General features: G+C 61.0%; 13 protein-coding genes. 5 read left to right on the top strand and 8 right to left on the bottom strand.

All coding sequences use genetic code 11. The features are described from left to right. Positions 1–69: 69 nt before the first annotated feature. Complete coding sequence (locus CFBP5499_RS02445; RefSeq protein WP_080827453.1) at positions 70–1,416, bottom strand: TldD/PmbA family protein; 1,347 nt, start codon at positions 1,414–1,416, stop codon at positions 70–72. 116 nt (positions 1,417–1,532) lie between these two features. Here CFBP5499_RS02445 and CFBP5499_RS02435 point away from each other — a divergent pair, with 116 nt between their 5' ends. Continuing rightward, positions 1,533–3,362 carry a monovalent cation:proton antiporter-2 (CPA2) family protein gene (locus tag CFBP5499_RS02435; protein WP_080825869.1) on the top strand — a complete coding sequence of 610 codons (1,830 nt, stop codon included), beginning with the start codon at positions 1,533–1,535 and terminating at the stop codon, positions 3,360–3,362. A gap of 46 nt (positions 3,363–3,408) precedes the next feature. Here the strand turns inward: CFBP5499_RS02435 and CFBP5499_RS02430 are convergent, their stop codons facing one another. From CFBP5499_RS02430 to CFBP5499_RS02420, 3 genes are all read right to left on the bottom strand, one after another. Next, positions 3,409–4,335 carry a patatin-like phospholipase family protein gene (locus CFBP5499_RS02430; protein ID WP_080825871.1) on the bottom strand — a complete coding sequence of 309 codons (927 nt, stop codon included), beginning with the start codon at positions 4,333–4,335 and terminating at the stop codon, positions 3,409–3,411. 86 nt (positions 4,336–4,421) lie between these two features. Continuing rightward, on the bottom strand, positions 4,422–4,979 hold the full coding sequence (rsmD, locus tag CFBP5499_RS02425) for a 16S rRNA (guanine(966)-N(2))-methyltransferase RsmD (RefSeq protein WP_080825874.1): 558 nt from the start codon (positions 4,977–4,979) through the stop codon (positions 4,422–4,424). Then, positions 4,960–6,969 (bottom strand): pseudouridine synthase, encoded by a 2,010-nt coding sequence (locus CFBP5499_RS02420; RefSeq protein ID WP_137066229.1) that lies wholly within the window; start codon positions 6,967–6,969, stop codon positions 4,960–4,962. The genes rsmD and CFBP5499_RS02420 overlap by 20 nt, the downstream gene beginning before the upstream one ends. Positions 6,970–7,040: 71 nt before the next feature. Here CFBP5499_RS02420 and CFBP5499_RS02415 point away from each other — a divergent pair, with 71 nt between their 5' ends. Further along, positions 7,041–7,499 carry a nucleoside deaminase gene (locus CFBP5499_RS02415; protein WP_080825880.1) on the top strand — a complete coding sequence of 153 codons (459 nt, stop codon included), beginning with the start codon at positions 7,041–7,043 and terminating at the stop codon, positions 7,497–7,499. Between the two features lie 69 nt (positions 7,500–7,568). On the opposite strand, the gene CFBP5499_RS02410 is transcribed toward CFBP5499_RS02415, so the two are convergent. From CFBP5499_RS02410 to CFBP5499_RS02395, 4 genes are all read right to left on the bottom strand, one after another. Continuing rightward, the gene (locus CFBP5499_RS02410; protein WP_173986353.1) at positions 7,569–8,207 is read right to left on the bottom strand and encodes a hypothetical protein; all 639 of its coding nucleotides are present in this window, start codon (positions 8,205–8,207) and stop codon (positions 7,569–7,571) included. A gap of 145 nt (positions 8,208–8,352) precedes the next feature. Beyond that, complete coding sequence (gene ileS / locus CFBP5499_RS02405; RefSeq protein ID WP_080825882.1) at positions 8,353–11,370, bottom strand: isoleucine--tRNA ligase; 3,018 nt, start codon at positions 11,368–11,370, stop codon at positions 8,353–8,355. Positions 11,371–11,642: 272 nt separating this feature from the next. Continuing rightward, complete coding sequence (locus tag CFBP5499_RS02400; protein ID WP_137066227.1) at positions 11,643–12,623, bottom strand: bifunctional riboflavin kinase/FAD synthetase; 981 nt, start codon at positions 12,621–12,623, stop codon at positions 11,643–11,645. A 43-nt stretch (positions 12,624–12,666) separates the two neighbouring features. Continuing rightward, positions 12,667–13,515 (bottom strand): TIGR01459 family HAD-type hydrolase, encoded by an 849-nt coding sequence (locus CFBP5499_RS02395; RefSeq protein WP_080825884.1) that lies wholly within the window; start codon positions 13,513–13,515, stop codon positions 12,667–12,669. 369 nt (positions 13,516–13,884) lie between these two features. Between CFBP5499_RS02395 and groES the strand changes: the two genes are divergently transcribed. The 3 genes from groES to CFBP5499_RS02375 all read left to right on the top strand — a co-directional run bounded on the left by groES (position 13,885) and on the right by CFBP5499_RS02375 (position 16,940). Then, entirely contained in the window at positions 13,885–14,181 is a 297-nt protein-coding gene (gene groES, locus CFBP5499_RS02390; protein ID WP_003494080.1) for a co-chaperone GroES, read from the top strand. Positions 14,182–14,256: 75 nt separating this feature from the next. Further along, positions 14,257–15,891, top strand: a complete 1,635-nt coding sequence (gene groL, locus CFBP5499_RS02385) for a chaperonin GroEL (RefSeq protein ID WP_080825886.1) — start codon at positions 14,257–14,259, stop codon at positions 15,889–15,891. 614 nt (positions 15,892–16,505) lie between these two features. Then, positions 16,506–16,940, top strand: a complete 435-nt coding sequence (locus CFBP5499_RS02375; RefSeq protein WP_080825887.1) for a hypothetical protein — start codon at positions 16,506–16,508, stop codon at positions 16,938–16,940. Positions 16,941–16,959 lie beyond the last annotated feature (19 nt).

Genomic DNA, 16,959 nt, shown 5'->3' with positions numbered 1-16,959 from the left:
AAACGGCGCGCCCGTTTTTCTCTTCGCACTTGCACATAAAGCGCCCGCGAAAACAACCCGCAGGCCACATCACTTGCCGGCGATCGTCATGCCTTCGATGGCGAGCGTCGGTGCCGCGACACCGTATTTGCGGTCGATATCACTGGCAGGCGTCACCCGCATGAACATGTCCTTCAGGTTGGACGCGATGGTGACTTCGGACACGGCGAAGGATTTTTCACCGTTCTCGATCCAGAAGCCGCTGGCACCGCAGCTATACTCGCCTGTCAGCATGTTGGCGCCGTGGCCAATCAGTTCGGTGACGTAAAAACCTGACCCAACCTGCGCCAGCAATTCTTCCGGCGATAGGTCGCCCGGTTCCAACGCCAGATTGGTGGAGGCCGGCGAGACCGAGGTGCCGCCGCGCACGCCGCGGCCGTTGGTTTCAAGACCGAGTTCCCGCGCCGCCGAGGTGGAGAGGAACCAGTGTTTCAAAACACCGTCCTCGATCATCGTCATCTTCTCGCCCCGGACACCTTCGCCATCAAAGGGACGGGAGGACGGGCCGCGCACGATCTGCGGATCGTCGGTGAGATGAAGGCCCTTTTTCAAAACCTGCTGACCCATTTTATCACGCAGGAAGCTGGTCTTGCGGGCAACCGAGGCGCCGTTGATGGCGCCGGCAATGGCGCCGACGAAACCGCGGGCGATGCGTGGATCGAATACCACCGTGATGTTGCTGCCGGTATCGACCTGGCGCGGGCCGACGCGCCGCACCACTTTTTCCCCGGCGCGGCGACCAATCTCTTCGGCCGCATCGAGATCGGCATAATAAAGGCGGCTGTCGAAATCATAGTCGCGCTCCATCTTCGTGCCTTCGCCGGCGATGACGCTGACGGAGCGGCCGAAGCGGCTGCCCATATAGCTGCCCGAAAAGCCGTGTGAGGTGGCCAGCACGAGCCCGCCCATGCCGCTCGATGCGCCGGCGCCGGAGGAATTGCTGACGCCCTTGACCGCCAGCGCCGCCTCTTCCGAAGCCAGCGCCGCTTCCCGAAGCTGATCCGCCGAAACTTCCGTCGCGTCAAAAAGCTGGAGATCGTCATAGGATGTCGCCAGCCGCTCCTTGTCCGCAAGGCAGGCAAAGGGGTCTTCAGGCGAGACCTTCGCCATGGCGACGGCCCGTTCGGCGAGGGTCTTCAGATCAAAGCCCGGATTGGCCGAAACGCTCGCCACCCGGCGTCCCACGAAGACGCGCAGGGAAAAATCGTCGCTTTCGGAGGATTCGGTGCTTTCCACCTTGCCAAGCCGCACGCCGACCGATTGTGAACGGGAGCGGACGACAACGGCATCCGCCTCATCCGCACCGGCGGCGCGGGCGAGATCGACAAGTTCGCTGGCGCGATCGAGAAGTTTGGAAGAATCTATTTCTGAGGACATGAGTTGGCCTTTCATTCCTGTTCCATTTATTGTGCCGAGAACCCCGCATCAAGGGCGAAACGCCGCTTTCTCCGTCCGAACGGCTCCATCGCCACCCTATTTGAAAGTTCGCCCGCATGACCGAGCACGACGCTCTCTTTTCCGAACCATTGCTGCTTCTGGCCGGCGCGGTCATCGCGGCTTCGGTTTTCCGCAAGCTCGGGCTCGGCACCGTGCTCGGTTATCTGGTGGCCGGCATCATCATCGGGCCGTTCCTGCATCTGGTCACCGATGCGAAGGACATCTTCAACGTCTCGGAACTCGGCGTCGTTTTCCTGCTGTTCATCATCGGCCTCGAACTAAAACCCTCGCGCATCTGGCAGATGCGGCGCGATATTTTAGGTCTCGGACTGGCGCAGGTGCTGGTGACGGGCAGCGCGCTGGCGGCAATTGCCTGGTGGGCGGGGCTGATCGACGCGCGCGGAAGCGTGGTTGCAGGTTTCGGCCTTGCGCTTTCCTCCACGGCATTTGCGCTGCAGATTCTCGAAGACGATGGCTACATGAACACGCGGCACGGCAACCGCTCCTTTTCGATCCTTCTGTTTCAGGATCTCGCCATCGTACCGCTGCTTGCGCTCGTCACCATTCTCTCCAACCGGCCGGATGTGCCGACGGATTCGATGGTGTCCGATCTCGTCGCCTCGGTCGTCGCGGTGGCGGGCATGGTGCTGGCGGGTCGTTATCTTCTGACGCCGATGTTCCAGATCATCGCCCGCACGGGTGCGCGCGAAGTGATGATCGCGGCCGCCCTCTTCGTCGTCATCGGTGCGGCCGCCATCATGGAGATGGTGGGCTTATCGATGGGCATGGGTGCGCTGCTGGCGGGGCTCATGCTGTCGGAATCTTCTTACCGGCATGAGCTGGAGGCCGATATAGAGCCGTTTCGCGGCCTGTTCCTCGCGCTGTTTTTCATGGCCGTCGGCATGTCGCTGCACATCAAGATCGTTTACGAGCATATTGTCCTCATCCTGATCGCCGTGCCTGTCATGATGGCGGTGAAGGCGGCCCTGATCTATGGCCTTTGCCGCATTGCCGGTTCGTCGCGTTATGCATCAAGCCGCATTGCGCTGCTTCTGGCGCAGGGTGGCGAATTCGGTTTCGTGCTTTTCACCACGGCCGCCGCATCCGGGCTGTTTCCGCAGGCGACGGCCTCGATCCTTGTCGCCGTTGTCACGCTCTCCATGGCGCTGACGCCGGTTCTGGCGGTGATTTCACGGCGTCTGACGGCGGAGGATGCGGAAGAGGACAAGCTTGAGGAGGATTTCGACGGGGCCGGCGCGGATGTGCTGATGATCGGCTTTTCCCGCTTCGGTCAGATCGCGTCGCAAATTCTTCTGGCCGGCGGACGCGACGTCACCGTCATCGACAGCTCCGCCGACCGTGTGCGTCAGGCCGCCCGTTTTGGGTTCCGCATCTTTTTCGGGGATGGCACCCGCAAGGATGTGCTGATCGCCGCCGGTATCGAACGCGCCGATCTGGTGGCGGTCTGCACCCACAAGAAAGAGGTCACCGACCGTATCATCGACATGATCCAGTCGGAATTTCCAAGCGTGCGCATCTATGCCCGCTCCTATGACCGCGTGCATTCCCTCGACCTCAGGAAAAAGGGCGTGGAATACGAAATCCGCGAGACGCTAGAATCCGGCCTGCTGTTCGGCAGGCGCATTCTCGAAGGGCTGGATATGGACACCGAAAGGGCGCTCGCCATCTCCGACGACATCCGCGAACGCGACGAACAGCGGCTGGAGCTTCAGGCTGTCGAGGGCCTCGCCGCCGGACGGCAGATGCTGCACAACAAGCCCGTGCGCGAAGTGAAGCCGGAACCGCTGATGAAGCCGAAGAACAAGGCGGAGAAGCGGGAGGAAGAAGAGGATGTGGAGGATAGCGAGACGGAAGTTTCGTTGTGATTCAAAGGCACTGGCTGGGAGAACACCGCTTGTTCGTGGAGAATATTCAAGCCTCCACGCCCTGCCCGCGATGAAACAGCTCCACCTGCATCTCGATCTGCCGTTTCAGATCATCCTTGATGCCGGCCGAAGCATTCAACACCTCTTCCGACTTCAAAAAATCCAGTACGCCGAAGCGGTGCACCGGCGGGCGCAGGAAAATGTGCGGCGGGCGCAGCCTCAGTTTCAGGGCAATCGCCGCCTGCATCATCAATTGGCTGGCGCCGAACAGGCTCTCCAGACGGTTCGGCATGGTGGTGCCGTCCCCTTCCGGGCCGCCGACCACATCGACGCCGATGACGATATCGGCGTGTTCAAGCAGATGCTCATAAGGGACCGGATTGAAGATGCCGCCATCGATCATGATGCGGCCATCGATGCGAACAGGCATGAACAGCGCCGGGATGGCGGCCGATGCCGCCAGAGCCTGGATGATCTCGCCGCTTTCCACCACCACTTCGGTCTGGGCGTAATAATCTGTCGTTATCACCTTCAGCGGGATGGCAAGTTCCGAAAAATCCTTGGGCAGGGCCTGCGGCATCAGGGCATGGAGGATGAGTTCGAGATTAAACTGGCCGAGGCGAAAACCGTGGGCGGCATGGCGCATCGATGCCGGACCGAGGCTCCAAAGCCGGTTTGCCACCGAGCCCTTCCGACCCATGAGTTCGAGCGTATATTCGCGGATTTCGCGGCCTGACATGCCGGCTGCCATGCCCGCGCCGATGATGGAGCCGATGGATGAGCCGGAGAGCATCACGGGCCGGATGCCGAGTTCGTCCAGCGCCTCGACGACGTTGATGTGGCAGATGCCGCGGGCACCGCCACCGCCGAGCGCCAGTCCGAATGTCGGCTCATGGCCGCTGCCGCCATCGCCTTTGAGGACTTCCTCCCCGGCGCGGATGATCGTGACGCTGTCGTTGCCAGCCTGCTCCATGCGAAACACCCAAAAAGATTACCACGGTAAAGGCTCTGCCTATTGCGCAAACAAGACAAGACCGTGGCGTGACGGGAAGTCTCCCGTCAGGGCTCGTAGCGATAGAAATGCATCTTCGTGTCGCCGAAAATCCGGCTTTCGAGCAGCTTGAATACCGGCTCGACCGTGACCGTCACGTCGCCTCGCTCTTCCAGAATGGCGAGCGCGCCGGGTGTCAGCCAGCCGCCGCCATGGGCTGCCGCAAAAGCCTTCTCGCCATGGCCATGGCCATAGGGCGGATCGGCGAAGAGAAGATCGAAGGGCTCGATATTATTGACGCCACCGAGCTTGGTGGCATCACGCCGCAAAATGCGGGCGCGGCCATGCAGGCCGAGCGCATCGATATTTTCCCATAAAAGCCCCCTGCCCTCGACGCCGTTTTCGACGAAGAGAGCCACCCGACAGCCGCGCGACAGGGCTTCCAGCCCCACCGCGCCGGTTCCGGCAAAAACGTCCAGCACGCGCGTACCGTCAAGACTTTCCGGATATGCGTGGCTCAGGATGTTGAAGAGGCTTTCCCGCGTCCTGTCGATAGTCGGACGAATGGAATTCGATTTCGGCGCGGCCAGTGTCCGGCCGCGGAACTCACCGCCTACGATCCGCATTACGTGTCATTCCCCTGCCACCAGAAGGTTTGCCACCCGGGCCTTTGCCGCCCGGCTTGCCGCCACCGGGACCATTGCCGCCGGGGCCTTTACCCTTGCCCGAAAAACCGGAACGTTCGACACGCTCGCCGGATTTGCCGAAGGACGGCTTGCCCGATGCGGGCCTGCCGCCGGGTTTTGCACCTCTCGGCTTGTCGCCGAAAGGCCGATCACCGCGCGGACGGTCTCCATCCTCACGCGGCCGATCGCGGAACGGCCGATCCCCAGCAGGCTTTTCGCCACGGGCGGTGCGATCTCCGAAGGCTCTTTCGCCACGCGGACGGTCGCTGCGCGGGCGATCGCCCTCTTCGCGGGGCCGGTCACGGAAGGGGCGGTCGCCAAAGGGTTTTTCACCGCGTGCAGGGCGATCACCGAAGCTCTTTGCGCCGCGTGCCGGACGCTCACCACGGGGGCGGTCGCCATCTTCACGCGGGCGATCCCGGAAAGGCCGGTCGCCAGAGGGCCGGTCGCCCGAAGGTTTGCCACCGAAAGATTTTCCGCCGCGCCCACCGCGATCGCCAAAGCTCTTTTCGCCGCGGCCAGGACGGTCACCGCGTCCGCGGCCACCTTCTTCTTCACGGGGGGAGTCCGAACGAATCCACTCGCCTTCGGCGTCAGCATGCCGCACGACGTTACGGCGGGCTTCATCCTGGGCGGACGGCTTCTTGAACAGGCTTTCGGCTTCGGCGCGGGCAGACGACTTGCGTTCCTTGCCATCGCGGGTGGGCTTTGCGCCGGGCGCCATCCAGACATTGGCGGTGCGGCTGGTGCCGATGGGCTGGCGGGGGCGACGATCATCGCCCTCTTCGTCATTGCGGCCCTTGCCACCGAATTTTCCGGCAGGCTTCGCGCCAAACTTGCCGGCAGGCTTGTCGCCCCGTTTGGTGTCCAGACGTCCGAGCGCTTTTTCGCGGCGGTCTTCCGGCTTGCCGGCTGCCTTTTCAAAACGCGGCTTGCCTTCCGGCGCGTCGCCCTTTGCCCATTCGGACTTGGCGCGCTTGACTGGCGCCTCTTCCTCATCATCGACGGATGTATTGTAGATCGGCGCGTCGAAATTGGCGCCGGCCTCTTCGATAAGGCGCGGGCCAAGCTGGTCACGCAGCATGCGGCCGCGCACTTCCAGCACCTTGCCCTCGGGCAGATCGCCCAGCTGGAACGGACCATAGGAAATGCGGATCAGGCGATTGACCTCAAGACCAAGCGCGCCGAGCACGTTCTTGATTTCGCGGTTCTTGCCTTCGCGCAGGCCCATGGTGATCCAGACATTGTGGCCCTGGGTGCGGTCGAGCGTCGCATCGATCGCACCGTAAAGCACGCCGTCGACGGCAATGCCGTCCTTCAGCTTGTCGAGGGCGGCCTGATCGACCTCGCCATGGGCACGCACGCGGTAACGGCGCAGCCAGCCGGTGGTCGGCAGTTCCAGCACGCGGGAAAGGCCGCCATCATTGGTCAGCAGCAGCAGGCCTTCGGTATTGATATCGAGACGACCGATGGAGAGTACGCGCGGCAGTTCACCCGGCAGATTGTCGAAAACAGTAGGGCGGCCTTCCGGGTCGGAATTGGTCGTCACCAGGCCGGCGGGCTTGTGGTAAAGCCAGAGGCGGGTGCGCTCCGCACCGCGAATCGGCATGCCGTCCACTTCGATCTTGTCGGAGAGCGTGGCATTGACCACCGGCGTATCCAGCAAGACGCCGTTCAGCGACACGCGGCCTTCCATGATCATGCGCTCGACATCGCGGCGCGAGGCAACGCCGGCGCGCGCCATGATTTTCGAGATACGCTCGGGCTTGCCGGCACCAACCACCTCGGCCGTGGCGGCAGAAGCGGGCGCAGCCTTGGCTTGCGCCGGTTTCTTTTCACGCTCTGCAGCGGGTTTGCCGGGGCCTTTCGGCTTCCTGTCTCCGCCAAAAGTTTTGCCGCCGTCACGCTTCGGCTTGTCTTTAAAAGTCATTTGCTATTTGCCTGTTGTTTGGGCTGTCCTATCAGGTCCAAGCACAAGGGTTAAGAGGAAATTGAACCGTCATGGCCGAAAGGACGCATTTCATGGAACTGGCGCTTGTCGAAGCCCGCTCCGCGGCTGAGCGGGATGAGGTTCCGATCGGCGCCGTGCTGGTTCTGGACGGCCGCGTCGTCGCCCGTTCCGGCAACCGCACCCGTGAATTGAACGATGTGACGGCGCACGCCGAAATCGCCGTGATCCGCATGGCCTGCGAGGCTCTGGGACAGGAACGCCTGCCCGGTGCCGATCTTTACGTAACGCTGGAGCCCTGCACCATGTGCGCGGCGGCGATTTCATTCGCCCGTATCCGCAGGCTCTATTATGGCGCGCAAGACCCGAAGGGCGGCGCGGTGGAGAGTGGCGTTCGCTTCTTCAGCCAGCCGACCTGCCACCATGCACCGGACGTCTATTCAGGACTGGCGGAAAGCGAAAGTGCTGAAATCCTGCGGCAATTCTTCCGCGAGAAACGTCTCGAAGACTAAGCGGCCGGCGGGAGGCACAGGCTTTCCCGCAGGCCATCAGCCCGTTATTTTATCAGCCCGTCATTTTTGTCAGAAAGGGTTCCACCAGCTCTTGCCGGTGTTGGCGACAGCCGCTTCTTTCTTGCGGCGCTTTTCCTTCTTCTGCTCGGGCTCACCGAGATCGGTCAGCTGATCCTGCGGAACGCTGCGATATTCAACCGGCGGATCGGTCAGGAACTTGCGCTGGGCGTTGACGACGGAGCCGCCCTGGGCATCGGCCTTTGCCTTGCGGAAGGCTTCCCACTTCTGGCTTTCGGTCATCTGGCCGGCGGTGCCGTTGCCGGCGAGCAGCGGCGAGCGGTAATGCGGGTTGTTCTTGTTGGCATCCGCCTCATCACGCAGGCGTTCACGGGTTTCTTCCGGCGATTCGACCCATTGCGGGTTGTTTTCGCGGTTGGCCATGTTCTGCTGCGGCGTGGTGAGCTGTTCGGCACGGGCCTGGGCGGGAACGACGAGGCCCGGGCGGGGGCTGTATTTCAGGTTGCGCTTGCTCTGGTCGCCGGTGATCGAGGTCGCGTTGCCGAGATCGTCGACAAGCTGTTCGGCCGCCGTCTTGCCCGTACCGTAGGTCGGGCTGGTGCAGGCGCCTAGCAGCACGCCTATCGTCGTGACGCCAACAACCGTGCGAAACATGCCCAAACCCTGCGCATTACCCTGCATCGTCTTCATTGAAACCCTTCCAGCCGTCCGTCCCACTTCGCCAGACATCGTCTTTCGGCAGGCGGCAGCCCGCATTGCCGTGCAAATCCGGCCATTTTCAGGCAGGTGTACCGGATGAAGAGGCAAAGCGCAATTCATCCGGCCATTTTCATTACTAGAGCGCAGCAAGCTCACGCAGTGCCGCTGCATCGCGGGCCGATACGTCCGGATATTGCGGATCGGAGCCGACATCGGTGGTGATGCGCCACGAACGGGCGCATTTCACGCCTTCCGCCAGCTTCTGCTCGACCACGACCTTCGCGACTTCCGGCAGGCGGAAGCCATCGGCCGGGCCTTCATCGCCAACCACCGAAATGGCCGAGGTGATGCAGATTTCGGCGAAGTCCTGTCCCTTTAGTGCCGCCAGAAGATCGGCATCGGCAATGTGGACGACCGGGGCTGCCTCAAGCGAGGAGCCGATGCGCTTTTCACGGCGTTCGACTTCCAGCGCGCCCGTTACGACGGTGCGGACCTTGCGGATTTTTTCCCACTTCGCTTCCAGCGCGTCATTCTTCCAATTTGCCGGGATTTCCGGGAACTGGACGAGATGCACCGATTCCGCATCCGGGTAGCGCGACAGCCACGCTTCTTCCGTGGTGAAAGGCAGCATGGGCGCGAGCCATGTGACGAGGCAATCGAACAGCTTGGCGATGACCGACAGCGATGCCCGGCGCTTCAGCGACGACGGCGCGTCGCAATAAAGCGTGTCCTTGCGGACGTCGAAATAGAAGGCCGAAAGCTCGACATTGGCGAAATCCACCAGCGCACGGGCGATCTTCTTGAACTCGAAACCGTCATAACCTTCGCGAACGACGCCATCCAGTTCGGACAAGCGATGCAGCACCAGCTTTTCCAGCTCCGGCAGATCGTCATAGGCGATCTCCTCGCCCTCAAAATGGGCAAGGGTTCCGAGCATCCAGCGAACGGTATTGCGCAGCTTGCGATAGGCATCGACATTGGTCTGGATGATGGCCTTGCCAAGACGCTGGTCATCCCAATAATCCGTCGTCATGACCCACAGGCGCAGAATATCCGCGCCGGCGTCCTTCATGACTTCCTGCGGCGAGACGACGTTGCCCTTCGACTTGGACATCTTCTCGCCCTTCTCATCCATGGTGAAACCATGGGTGACAACGGCGTTATAAGGCGCGCGGCCACGCGTCGCGCAGCTTTCCAGCAGCGACGAATGGAACCAGCCGCGATGCTGGTCGGAGCCTTCCAGATAGACGTCGGCCGGCCACTTCATGTCCGGGCGGTCTTCCAGCGTGAAGGTGTGGGTGCAACCGCTATCGAACCAGACGTCGAGGATGTCCATGACCTGTTGCCACTTGGCATGGTCCTGGTCATTGCCGAGGAACCGTTCCTTGGCGCCTTCGGCGAACCAGGCATCCGCACCTTCGGCCTCGAAGGCCTCGAGAATGCGGGCGTTAACGGCCTCGTCGACCAGAACCTCGCCATGCTCGTCGGCAAAGACCGCGATCGGCACGCCCCAGCTGCGCTGGCGCGACAGAACCCAGTCGGGCCGGCCTTCGATCATGGCGCGCAGGCGGTTCTGGCCGGAGGCCGGAACGAAGCGGGTCTGGTCGATGGCGCTTAGCGAACGCGAGCGCAGCGTCGTGCCGTCACCCAGTTCCTTGTCCATATAGACGAACCATTGCGGCGTGTTGCGGAAGATGACGGGCTTCTTGGAGCGCCAGCTATGGGGATAGCTGTGCTTCAGGCGGCCACGGGCAAACAGGTTGTTGGCAGCGATCAGCGCCTTGATGACGCGCTCATTGGCATCGCCCTTCTTGCCGTTATCGTCCATGACGCGGGCAGCACCACCTTCGGCAGACGGGCCGAAACCGGGGGCGTCCTCGGTGTAGAAACCATCGTCGCCAACCGGGAACGGGATGGCCGGCGAAACGCCGCGCGCTTCCAGCTCGCGCTGATGCGCGGTCCAGACGTCAAAGTCCTCGCGGCCGTGGCTGGGCGCTGTGTGCACGAAACCCGTACCGGCATCGTCGGTGACGTGATCGCCATCGAGAAGCGGAACCGGGAAATCGTAACCGAGCGATGCCAAAGGATGGGCGCAGGTGATGGCAGCCAGTTCTTCGCTTTTCACGTCGCGAACGAGCTTGAAGGTCAGCTTCGCCTTGGCTGCGGCTTCATCGGCAAGCTTCCTGGCGAAGATCAGCTTTTCACCGGGCTGCGGGCCAAAATCATTCTGCGCGCTTTCGACTTCGAAAAGGCCATATTCGACACGCGAAGAGAACGCGATGGCGCGGTTGCCGGGGATCGTCCACGGCGTGGTTGTCCAGATGACGACGGAACTTCCCACAAGCTCCGACGCACGGGCCATGTGCTGATCGAATAGTTCGTGTGCCTCCGGAGAGTTCAGAGAGACGCCCTCAGTTACAGCACCGAGTTCCATTCCAACGCGGTGCGTGAAATTTTCTCGGCTTACTGAAGCACTCAAAACCGGGAACTTCACCCAGATCATGTCGCTCTCGACATCGTGGTATTCGACTTCGGCTTCCGCCAGCGCCGTGCGCTCGACGACCGACCACATGATCGGCTTGGAGCCGCGATAAAGCTGGCCGCTCCGGGCGATCTTCAGGAGTTCGCCGGCGATGCGGGCTTCGGCATGGAAGTTCATCGTCGTATAGGGGTTTTCGAAGTCACCCTCGATGCCGAGACGCTTGAACTCTTCCGACTGAACCTTGATCCAGCCGGCCGCGAAGTCACGGCATTCCTTACGGAACTCGTTGACCGGAACCTCGTCCTTGTTCTTGCCCCTGGCGCGATAGGCTTCCTCGATCTTCCATTCGATCGGCAGGCCGTGGCAGTCCCAGCCGGGCACGTAATTGGCGTCGAAACCGCGCATCTGGAACGAGCGGGTGATGACGTCCTTCAGGATCTTGTTCAGCGCATGGCCGATGTGGATATTGCCGTTGGCATAGGGCGGGCCGTCATGAAGCACGAATTTTTCACGGCCGGCTGCGGAAGCGCGCAGGCGTTTGTAAAGGCCCATTTCCTGCCAGCGCTTCACCGTTTCCGGTTCCTTCTGCGGCAGGCCGGCACGCATCGGAAAATCCGTCTGCGGCAAATAGAGGGTGGTGGAATAGTCCAGTTTTTCTGCGGTGTCGCTCATAATCGTACCGTTGTTGCGCGCTGTATCAGTCGCGCGATCTCAATTGCAAAGAGGGCAAATTCGGAAAGCGCCATGCCATATGTCACATGTCATGTAAGCGCCAAAATCCCGGACCTTCCGGCTCTCTCAGAGCGGGCGGAAGGCCGGGCCAATAATTCGGCCAATCTGAATTGCAAATTTCAACCGGTATTGGGACATGGACGGTTGTTTATGCGGTTTCCCACCAAAAAGGAAGAGAAAAGCGACGGCAAGGCGCAGCCAGCCGAACACGATCAGAACGCGATCTTCGCGTCCAGTTCGCTGAGCGGACGCACGCCCGACAGCATCGCCCTCGCCTCTTCTTCATCGCGCCTGATCTGGGCGACAAGCGGATCGAGCCCGTCGAATTTCAGCTCGTCGCGCAGGTGGCCGAAGAAGGACACCGAACAGACTTCCCCATAAAGATCGCCCGAAAAATCGAACAGGAAGGTTTCGAGCAGCGCCGCACCGTTCTCCGTCACCGTCGGGCGGTAACCGAAGCTCGCGACGCCATCGTGGATCGAACCATCGGGGCGACGGAACCGCACGGCATAAATGCCCGCCTTCAGCTCCGTTTCCGGTGCCAGCGCCATGTTGGCTGTCGGATAACCCAATGTGCGGCCGAGCTTCTGGCCGCCGATGACTTCGCTTTCTACGGTGAAGCGATAACCGAGCAGGCCGGCGGCACCCGCCACATCGCCCTCGCACAGAAGCGAGCGGATACGGCTGGAGGAAACGACATCCGCCCCCTCATCGCGAAAGGCGTCCACCAGCGTCACGTCGAAGCCGTGACGCTTGCCGGCCGCCATCAGGAATGCCGGACCGCCTTCGCGACCCTTGCCGAAATGGAAATCGAAACCGGTAACGACGGCGCTGGCGTGAAGCCAGTCGACCAGAATGGATGTGACGAATTCCTCCGCCGAACGCTGTGAGAATTCCCTGTCGAAGGGATATTCGATAACGGAGCGGAAACCGATGGCCTCGAGAATGCGTGCCTTCAACGGTGCGGGTGTGAGGCGGAAGACCGGCACGTCAGGGCGGAACACGGAGCGGGGATGCGGCTCGAAGGTCAGCACCAGCGCCGGAACACCACGCGCTTCCGCCAGCTCCAGAGCACGGTCCAGCACGGCGCGGTGGCCGCGATGCACGCCATCGAAATTGCCGATCGCGATGACGCCACCGCGAAGAGCTTCCGGCAGCGGCTCTTTTTTTTCATTGCGATGAAAGACGGTCATGGCAGTCGATCCAATTTTTACGCCAGCTTAGGCCAGACGTTTCTCAGGCAAGGCGGGGCATCCACCAGCCGGGGGCGGCACCCTGCCCCTTGAGATAGGCGTTCAGAAGCGCCTCATCCGTCTGGCCGTTCAGCGTATATTCGGCGGCGTGAATGCCGCCGCTGATATAAAGAAGGTTGAGACCGCTCGCAATCGCGCCCTTCACATCCGTCGGCATGCCGTCGCCGATGGCCAGCACGCGATCCCTGGGGAAGGCGCCGCGCACGTCTTTGGCTGCCGCAAGGCAGGCCTCATAGATCGGTGCATGCGGCTTGCCGGCAATGCGGACTTCGCCGCCCAGCTGTTCGTAATAGGCAGCCATGGCGCCGGCACAGGGAATGATGCGCTCGCCGCGCTCCACCACCAGATCGGGGTTGGCGCAGATCATCGGCACCTTGCGGGCGATGAAGCCCTTCAGCATTTCGGTGTAATCTTCAGGCGTTTCCGTCTCGTCATCAAAGAAGCCGGTGCAGACCACGGATTGCGCCTCCGCCTCGCTGACACGCTCGACATCGAGACCTTCGAGCAGCGGCATGTCCCGCTCCGGGCCGAGCAGGAAGACTTTTTTCGGACCTTCGGCGATCAGCCCGCGGGTGACGTCGCCCGAGGTGATGATACGGTCATAGGCCTCGTCAGGCACGCCGAGAACACGAAGCTGGGCGATGACGCCGGGGGCCGGGCGCGGCGAATTGGTGATGAGCACCACCGTCTTGCCGGCCTTGCGGGCTTCGTGCAGCGCAACCGCCGCATCCGGAAAGGCGCTGACGCCATTGTGCAGCACGCCCCAGACATCCGAAAGAATAACGTCGAACCCATCAGTGATTTCGCCGAGGGTGAGAATGCGATGGGCCATGAGATGCTTTCCGGCTGCGAGAAAAGGGTGTGCGTGACATGGCAAAGCAGGACGCCGATGGCAAGGAAAAAAGCGCTGCACGCCCGGCCTTCGGCCCGCCCGACACAGCATCGACACAAATACCGCTGAGAACAGCGACGGCCACAACATGCGAAAATAACCCTGTCGCGGCACTCGGCTGCGCGTGGGAAATTTCTGTCATGGAACGCTGATAACCATAAGCCATGAAATTTTTCCGACAGGCCGTTCTTGACTCAGGCAGAAGGGCTCCTTATCTCGGCTTCGCTGGCACTCCAACAAGGGGAGTGCTAACACCCATCACGCGAGCCTCCAAGGGTTCGTGAAGTCATTTGATCGAGGGATTAGGCAATGACAAGCACCAATTTCCGCCCGCTTCATGATCGCGTCGTCGTTCGTCGCGTTGAGTCCGAAGCAAAGACCAAGGGCGGCATCATCATTCCCGATACCGCCAAGGAAAAGCCGCAGGAAGGCGAAATCGTCGCCGTCGGTTCCGGCGCGCGCGATGAGGCCGGCAAGGTCGTCGCTCTCGACGTCAAGGTTGGCGATCGCGTCCTGTTCGGCAAGTGGTCGGGCACCGAAGTCAAGCTCGACGGCGAAGACCTTCTGATCATGAAGGAAGCCGACATCATGGGTATCATCGGCTAATTTCGCCGAACCCATCGTTTCCGTAAATTTCAAGCCGGACCCTTGTCCGGCCGTTCGAAACCAGGAGTTTTGAAAATGGCAGCCAAAGAAGTCAAATTCGGCCGCTCAGCGCGCGAAAAGATGCTCAAGGGCGTCGACGTTCTTGCTGATGCAGTGAAGGTCACCCTCGGCCCGAAGGGTCGTAACGTCGTTATCGACAAGTCCTTCGGCGCTCCGCGCATCACCAAGGACGGCGTTTCCGTCGCCAAGGAAATCGAACTGGAAGACAAGTTCGAGAACATGGGCGCACAGCTCGTTCGCGAAGTTGCCTCCAAGACCAACGACATCGCCGGTGACGGCACCACCACCGCAACGGTTCTGGCCCAGGCCATCGTTCGCGAAGGTGCAAAGGCAGTTGCTGCCGGCATGAACCCGATGGACCTGAAGCGCGGTATCGACCTCGCTGTGGCTGAAGTCGTCAAGGACCTTCAGGCCAAGGCCAAGAAGATCAACACGTCTGAAGAAGTTGCACAGGTCGGCACGATCTCTGCAAACGGCGAGCGTCAGATCGGTCTCGACATTGCTGAAGCAATGCAGAAGGTCGGCAACGAAGGCGTCATCACCGTTGAAGAAGCCAAGACCGCCGAAACCGAACTCGAAGTCGTCGAAGGCATGCAGTTCGACCGCGGCTACCTGTCGCCCTACTTCGTGACCAACCCGGAAAAGATGGTTGCGGACCTCGAAGACGCTTACATCCTCCTGCACGAAAAGAAGCTCTCGAACCTCCAGGCCATGCTGCCGGTTCTCGAAGCTGTCGTTCAGACCGGCAAGCCGCTCGTCATCATCGCTGAAGACGTAGAAGGCGAAGCTCTTGCAACGCTCGTCGTCAACAAGCTGCGTGGCGGCCTCAAGATCGCTGCCGTCAAGGCTCCTGGCTTCGGCGACCGCCGCAAGGCCATGCTGGAAGACATCGCCATCCTGACCGGTGGTACCGTTATTTCCGAAGACCTCGGCATCAAGCTCGAAACCGTAACTCTCGACATGCTCGGCAAGTCGAAGAAGGTTTCGATCTCCAAGGAAAACACCACGATCGTTGACGGTGCCGGCCAGAAGTCCGACATCGAAGGCCGCGTTGCCCAGATCAAGGCGCAGATCGAAGAAACCACTTCCGACTACGACCGCGAAAAGCTGCAGGAACGTCTTGCCAAGCTCGCTGGCGGCGTTGCCGTTATCCGCGTTGGCGGTTCGACGGAAGTTGAAGTGAAGGAAAAGAAGGACCGCATCGACGACGCTCTCAACGCGACGCGCGCTGCTGTTCAGGAAGGTATCGTACCGGGCGGCGGCGTTGCCCTGCTGCGTTCCTCCACGAAGATCACCGCCAAGGGTGTGAACGACGACCAGGAAGCCGGCATCAACATCGTCCGCAAGGCTCTGCAGGCTCTGGTTCGCCAGATCGCAGAAAACGCCGGTGACGAAGCTTCCATCGTTGTCGGCAAGATCCTCGACAAGAACGAAGACAACTACGGCTACAACGCCCAGACCGGCGAATATGGCGACCTGATCCAGCTCGGCATCGTCGACCCGGTCAAGGTTGTTCGCACGGCTCTGCAGAATGCAGCTTCGGTCGCTTCTCTGCTGATCACCACCGAAGCCATGATCGCCGAGCTTCCGAAGAAGGAATCTGCGATGCCGGCAATGCCGGGTGGCGGAATGGGCGGCATGGACTTCTAATCAGTCCTGCCACCGGAATTAAGAAAGGGCGGTCTTCGGATCGCCCTTTTTTCGTTGCCGCCCACGCCCTTTTCGCGGTCCGACGTCGCAAGCGCGCCGGACGGGCGGCATGGACTTCTAATCAGTCCTGTCACCAGAATTAAGAAAGGGCGGTCTTCGGATCGCCCTTTTTTCGTTGCCGCCCACGCCCTTTTGCGGTCCGGCGTCGCAAGCGCACCGGACGCATGGCCAAAATATTGTTTCTTTTTGGGACACCCATAACTTTACCCGGCTAGTGCTGGGTAAACCGTGCAATAATGACATCACGGCGGGCGAATCACGGTGCCGGGAGTTGGACGATTCCCATTTTGCCCTACTTATAAGTGCGCCATTTAATTGTGCTTTTTCATATCTCTCGCGATTTTGAAGAAGAAATACATACTATTTTTGATTTTCTCCCCGACTGGTTGTTGTCGGTAGAGAAAAATAAACTATAAGTCAGCCCCCGTAAGGGTTCCGCGACAGGACGGCGAGCATTGAAGGGGTTCGATGCTGGGCAAGCACGTTCGACTGCGGGTGGCGGTAAAGGTTAAACCTGGCAGTGTCGCTAGAAATGGTGGCGCTGTCATGTGTTCATGCGGGGGCGCGATTTGTTTGAAATATCAAGACGCAACGATGCTCTGCCGGCGGCGGTGACGACCACGCCCGATCCCCGCACCCTGTCTCATTTCTTCATTTCGGAGGAGTGGAGCAGCGAGCTTTCCAGCGGTGTCATCCGGCTCGGCGAACACACCTCCTTCATGCACGGCCTGCCGCCAGGCGAATGCGGGCTGCTCAGCCTTGTGCGCTGTTACGATCGCGTTGATCACGCTCGCGTGCTGGAGCTATTCGAGCAGGTTTCCACAGAACCTTCCCGGTTTTGTTTCTCGACAAGCGTCTCCATCTTGCCGGCGATGCGGCAACCGGTCATCTGCATGGGGGAATCGTCCGGCTTTGAAGATGGCCAGCAGGGGCGCATATCCGGACTTTTCCTGTTTCCGCGTTTCGAAGATATTCGCTTCGCCGCATAAAGATTATCGGCCCACACCC

This window comes from Agrobacterium tumefaciens (genome assembly GCF_005221325.1).
Lineage (GTDB): Bacteria > Pseudomonadota > Alphaproteobacteria > Rhizobiales > Rhizobiaceae > Agrobacterium.
This window is presented reverse-complemented; position numbering and strand designations above follow the sequence as displayed.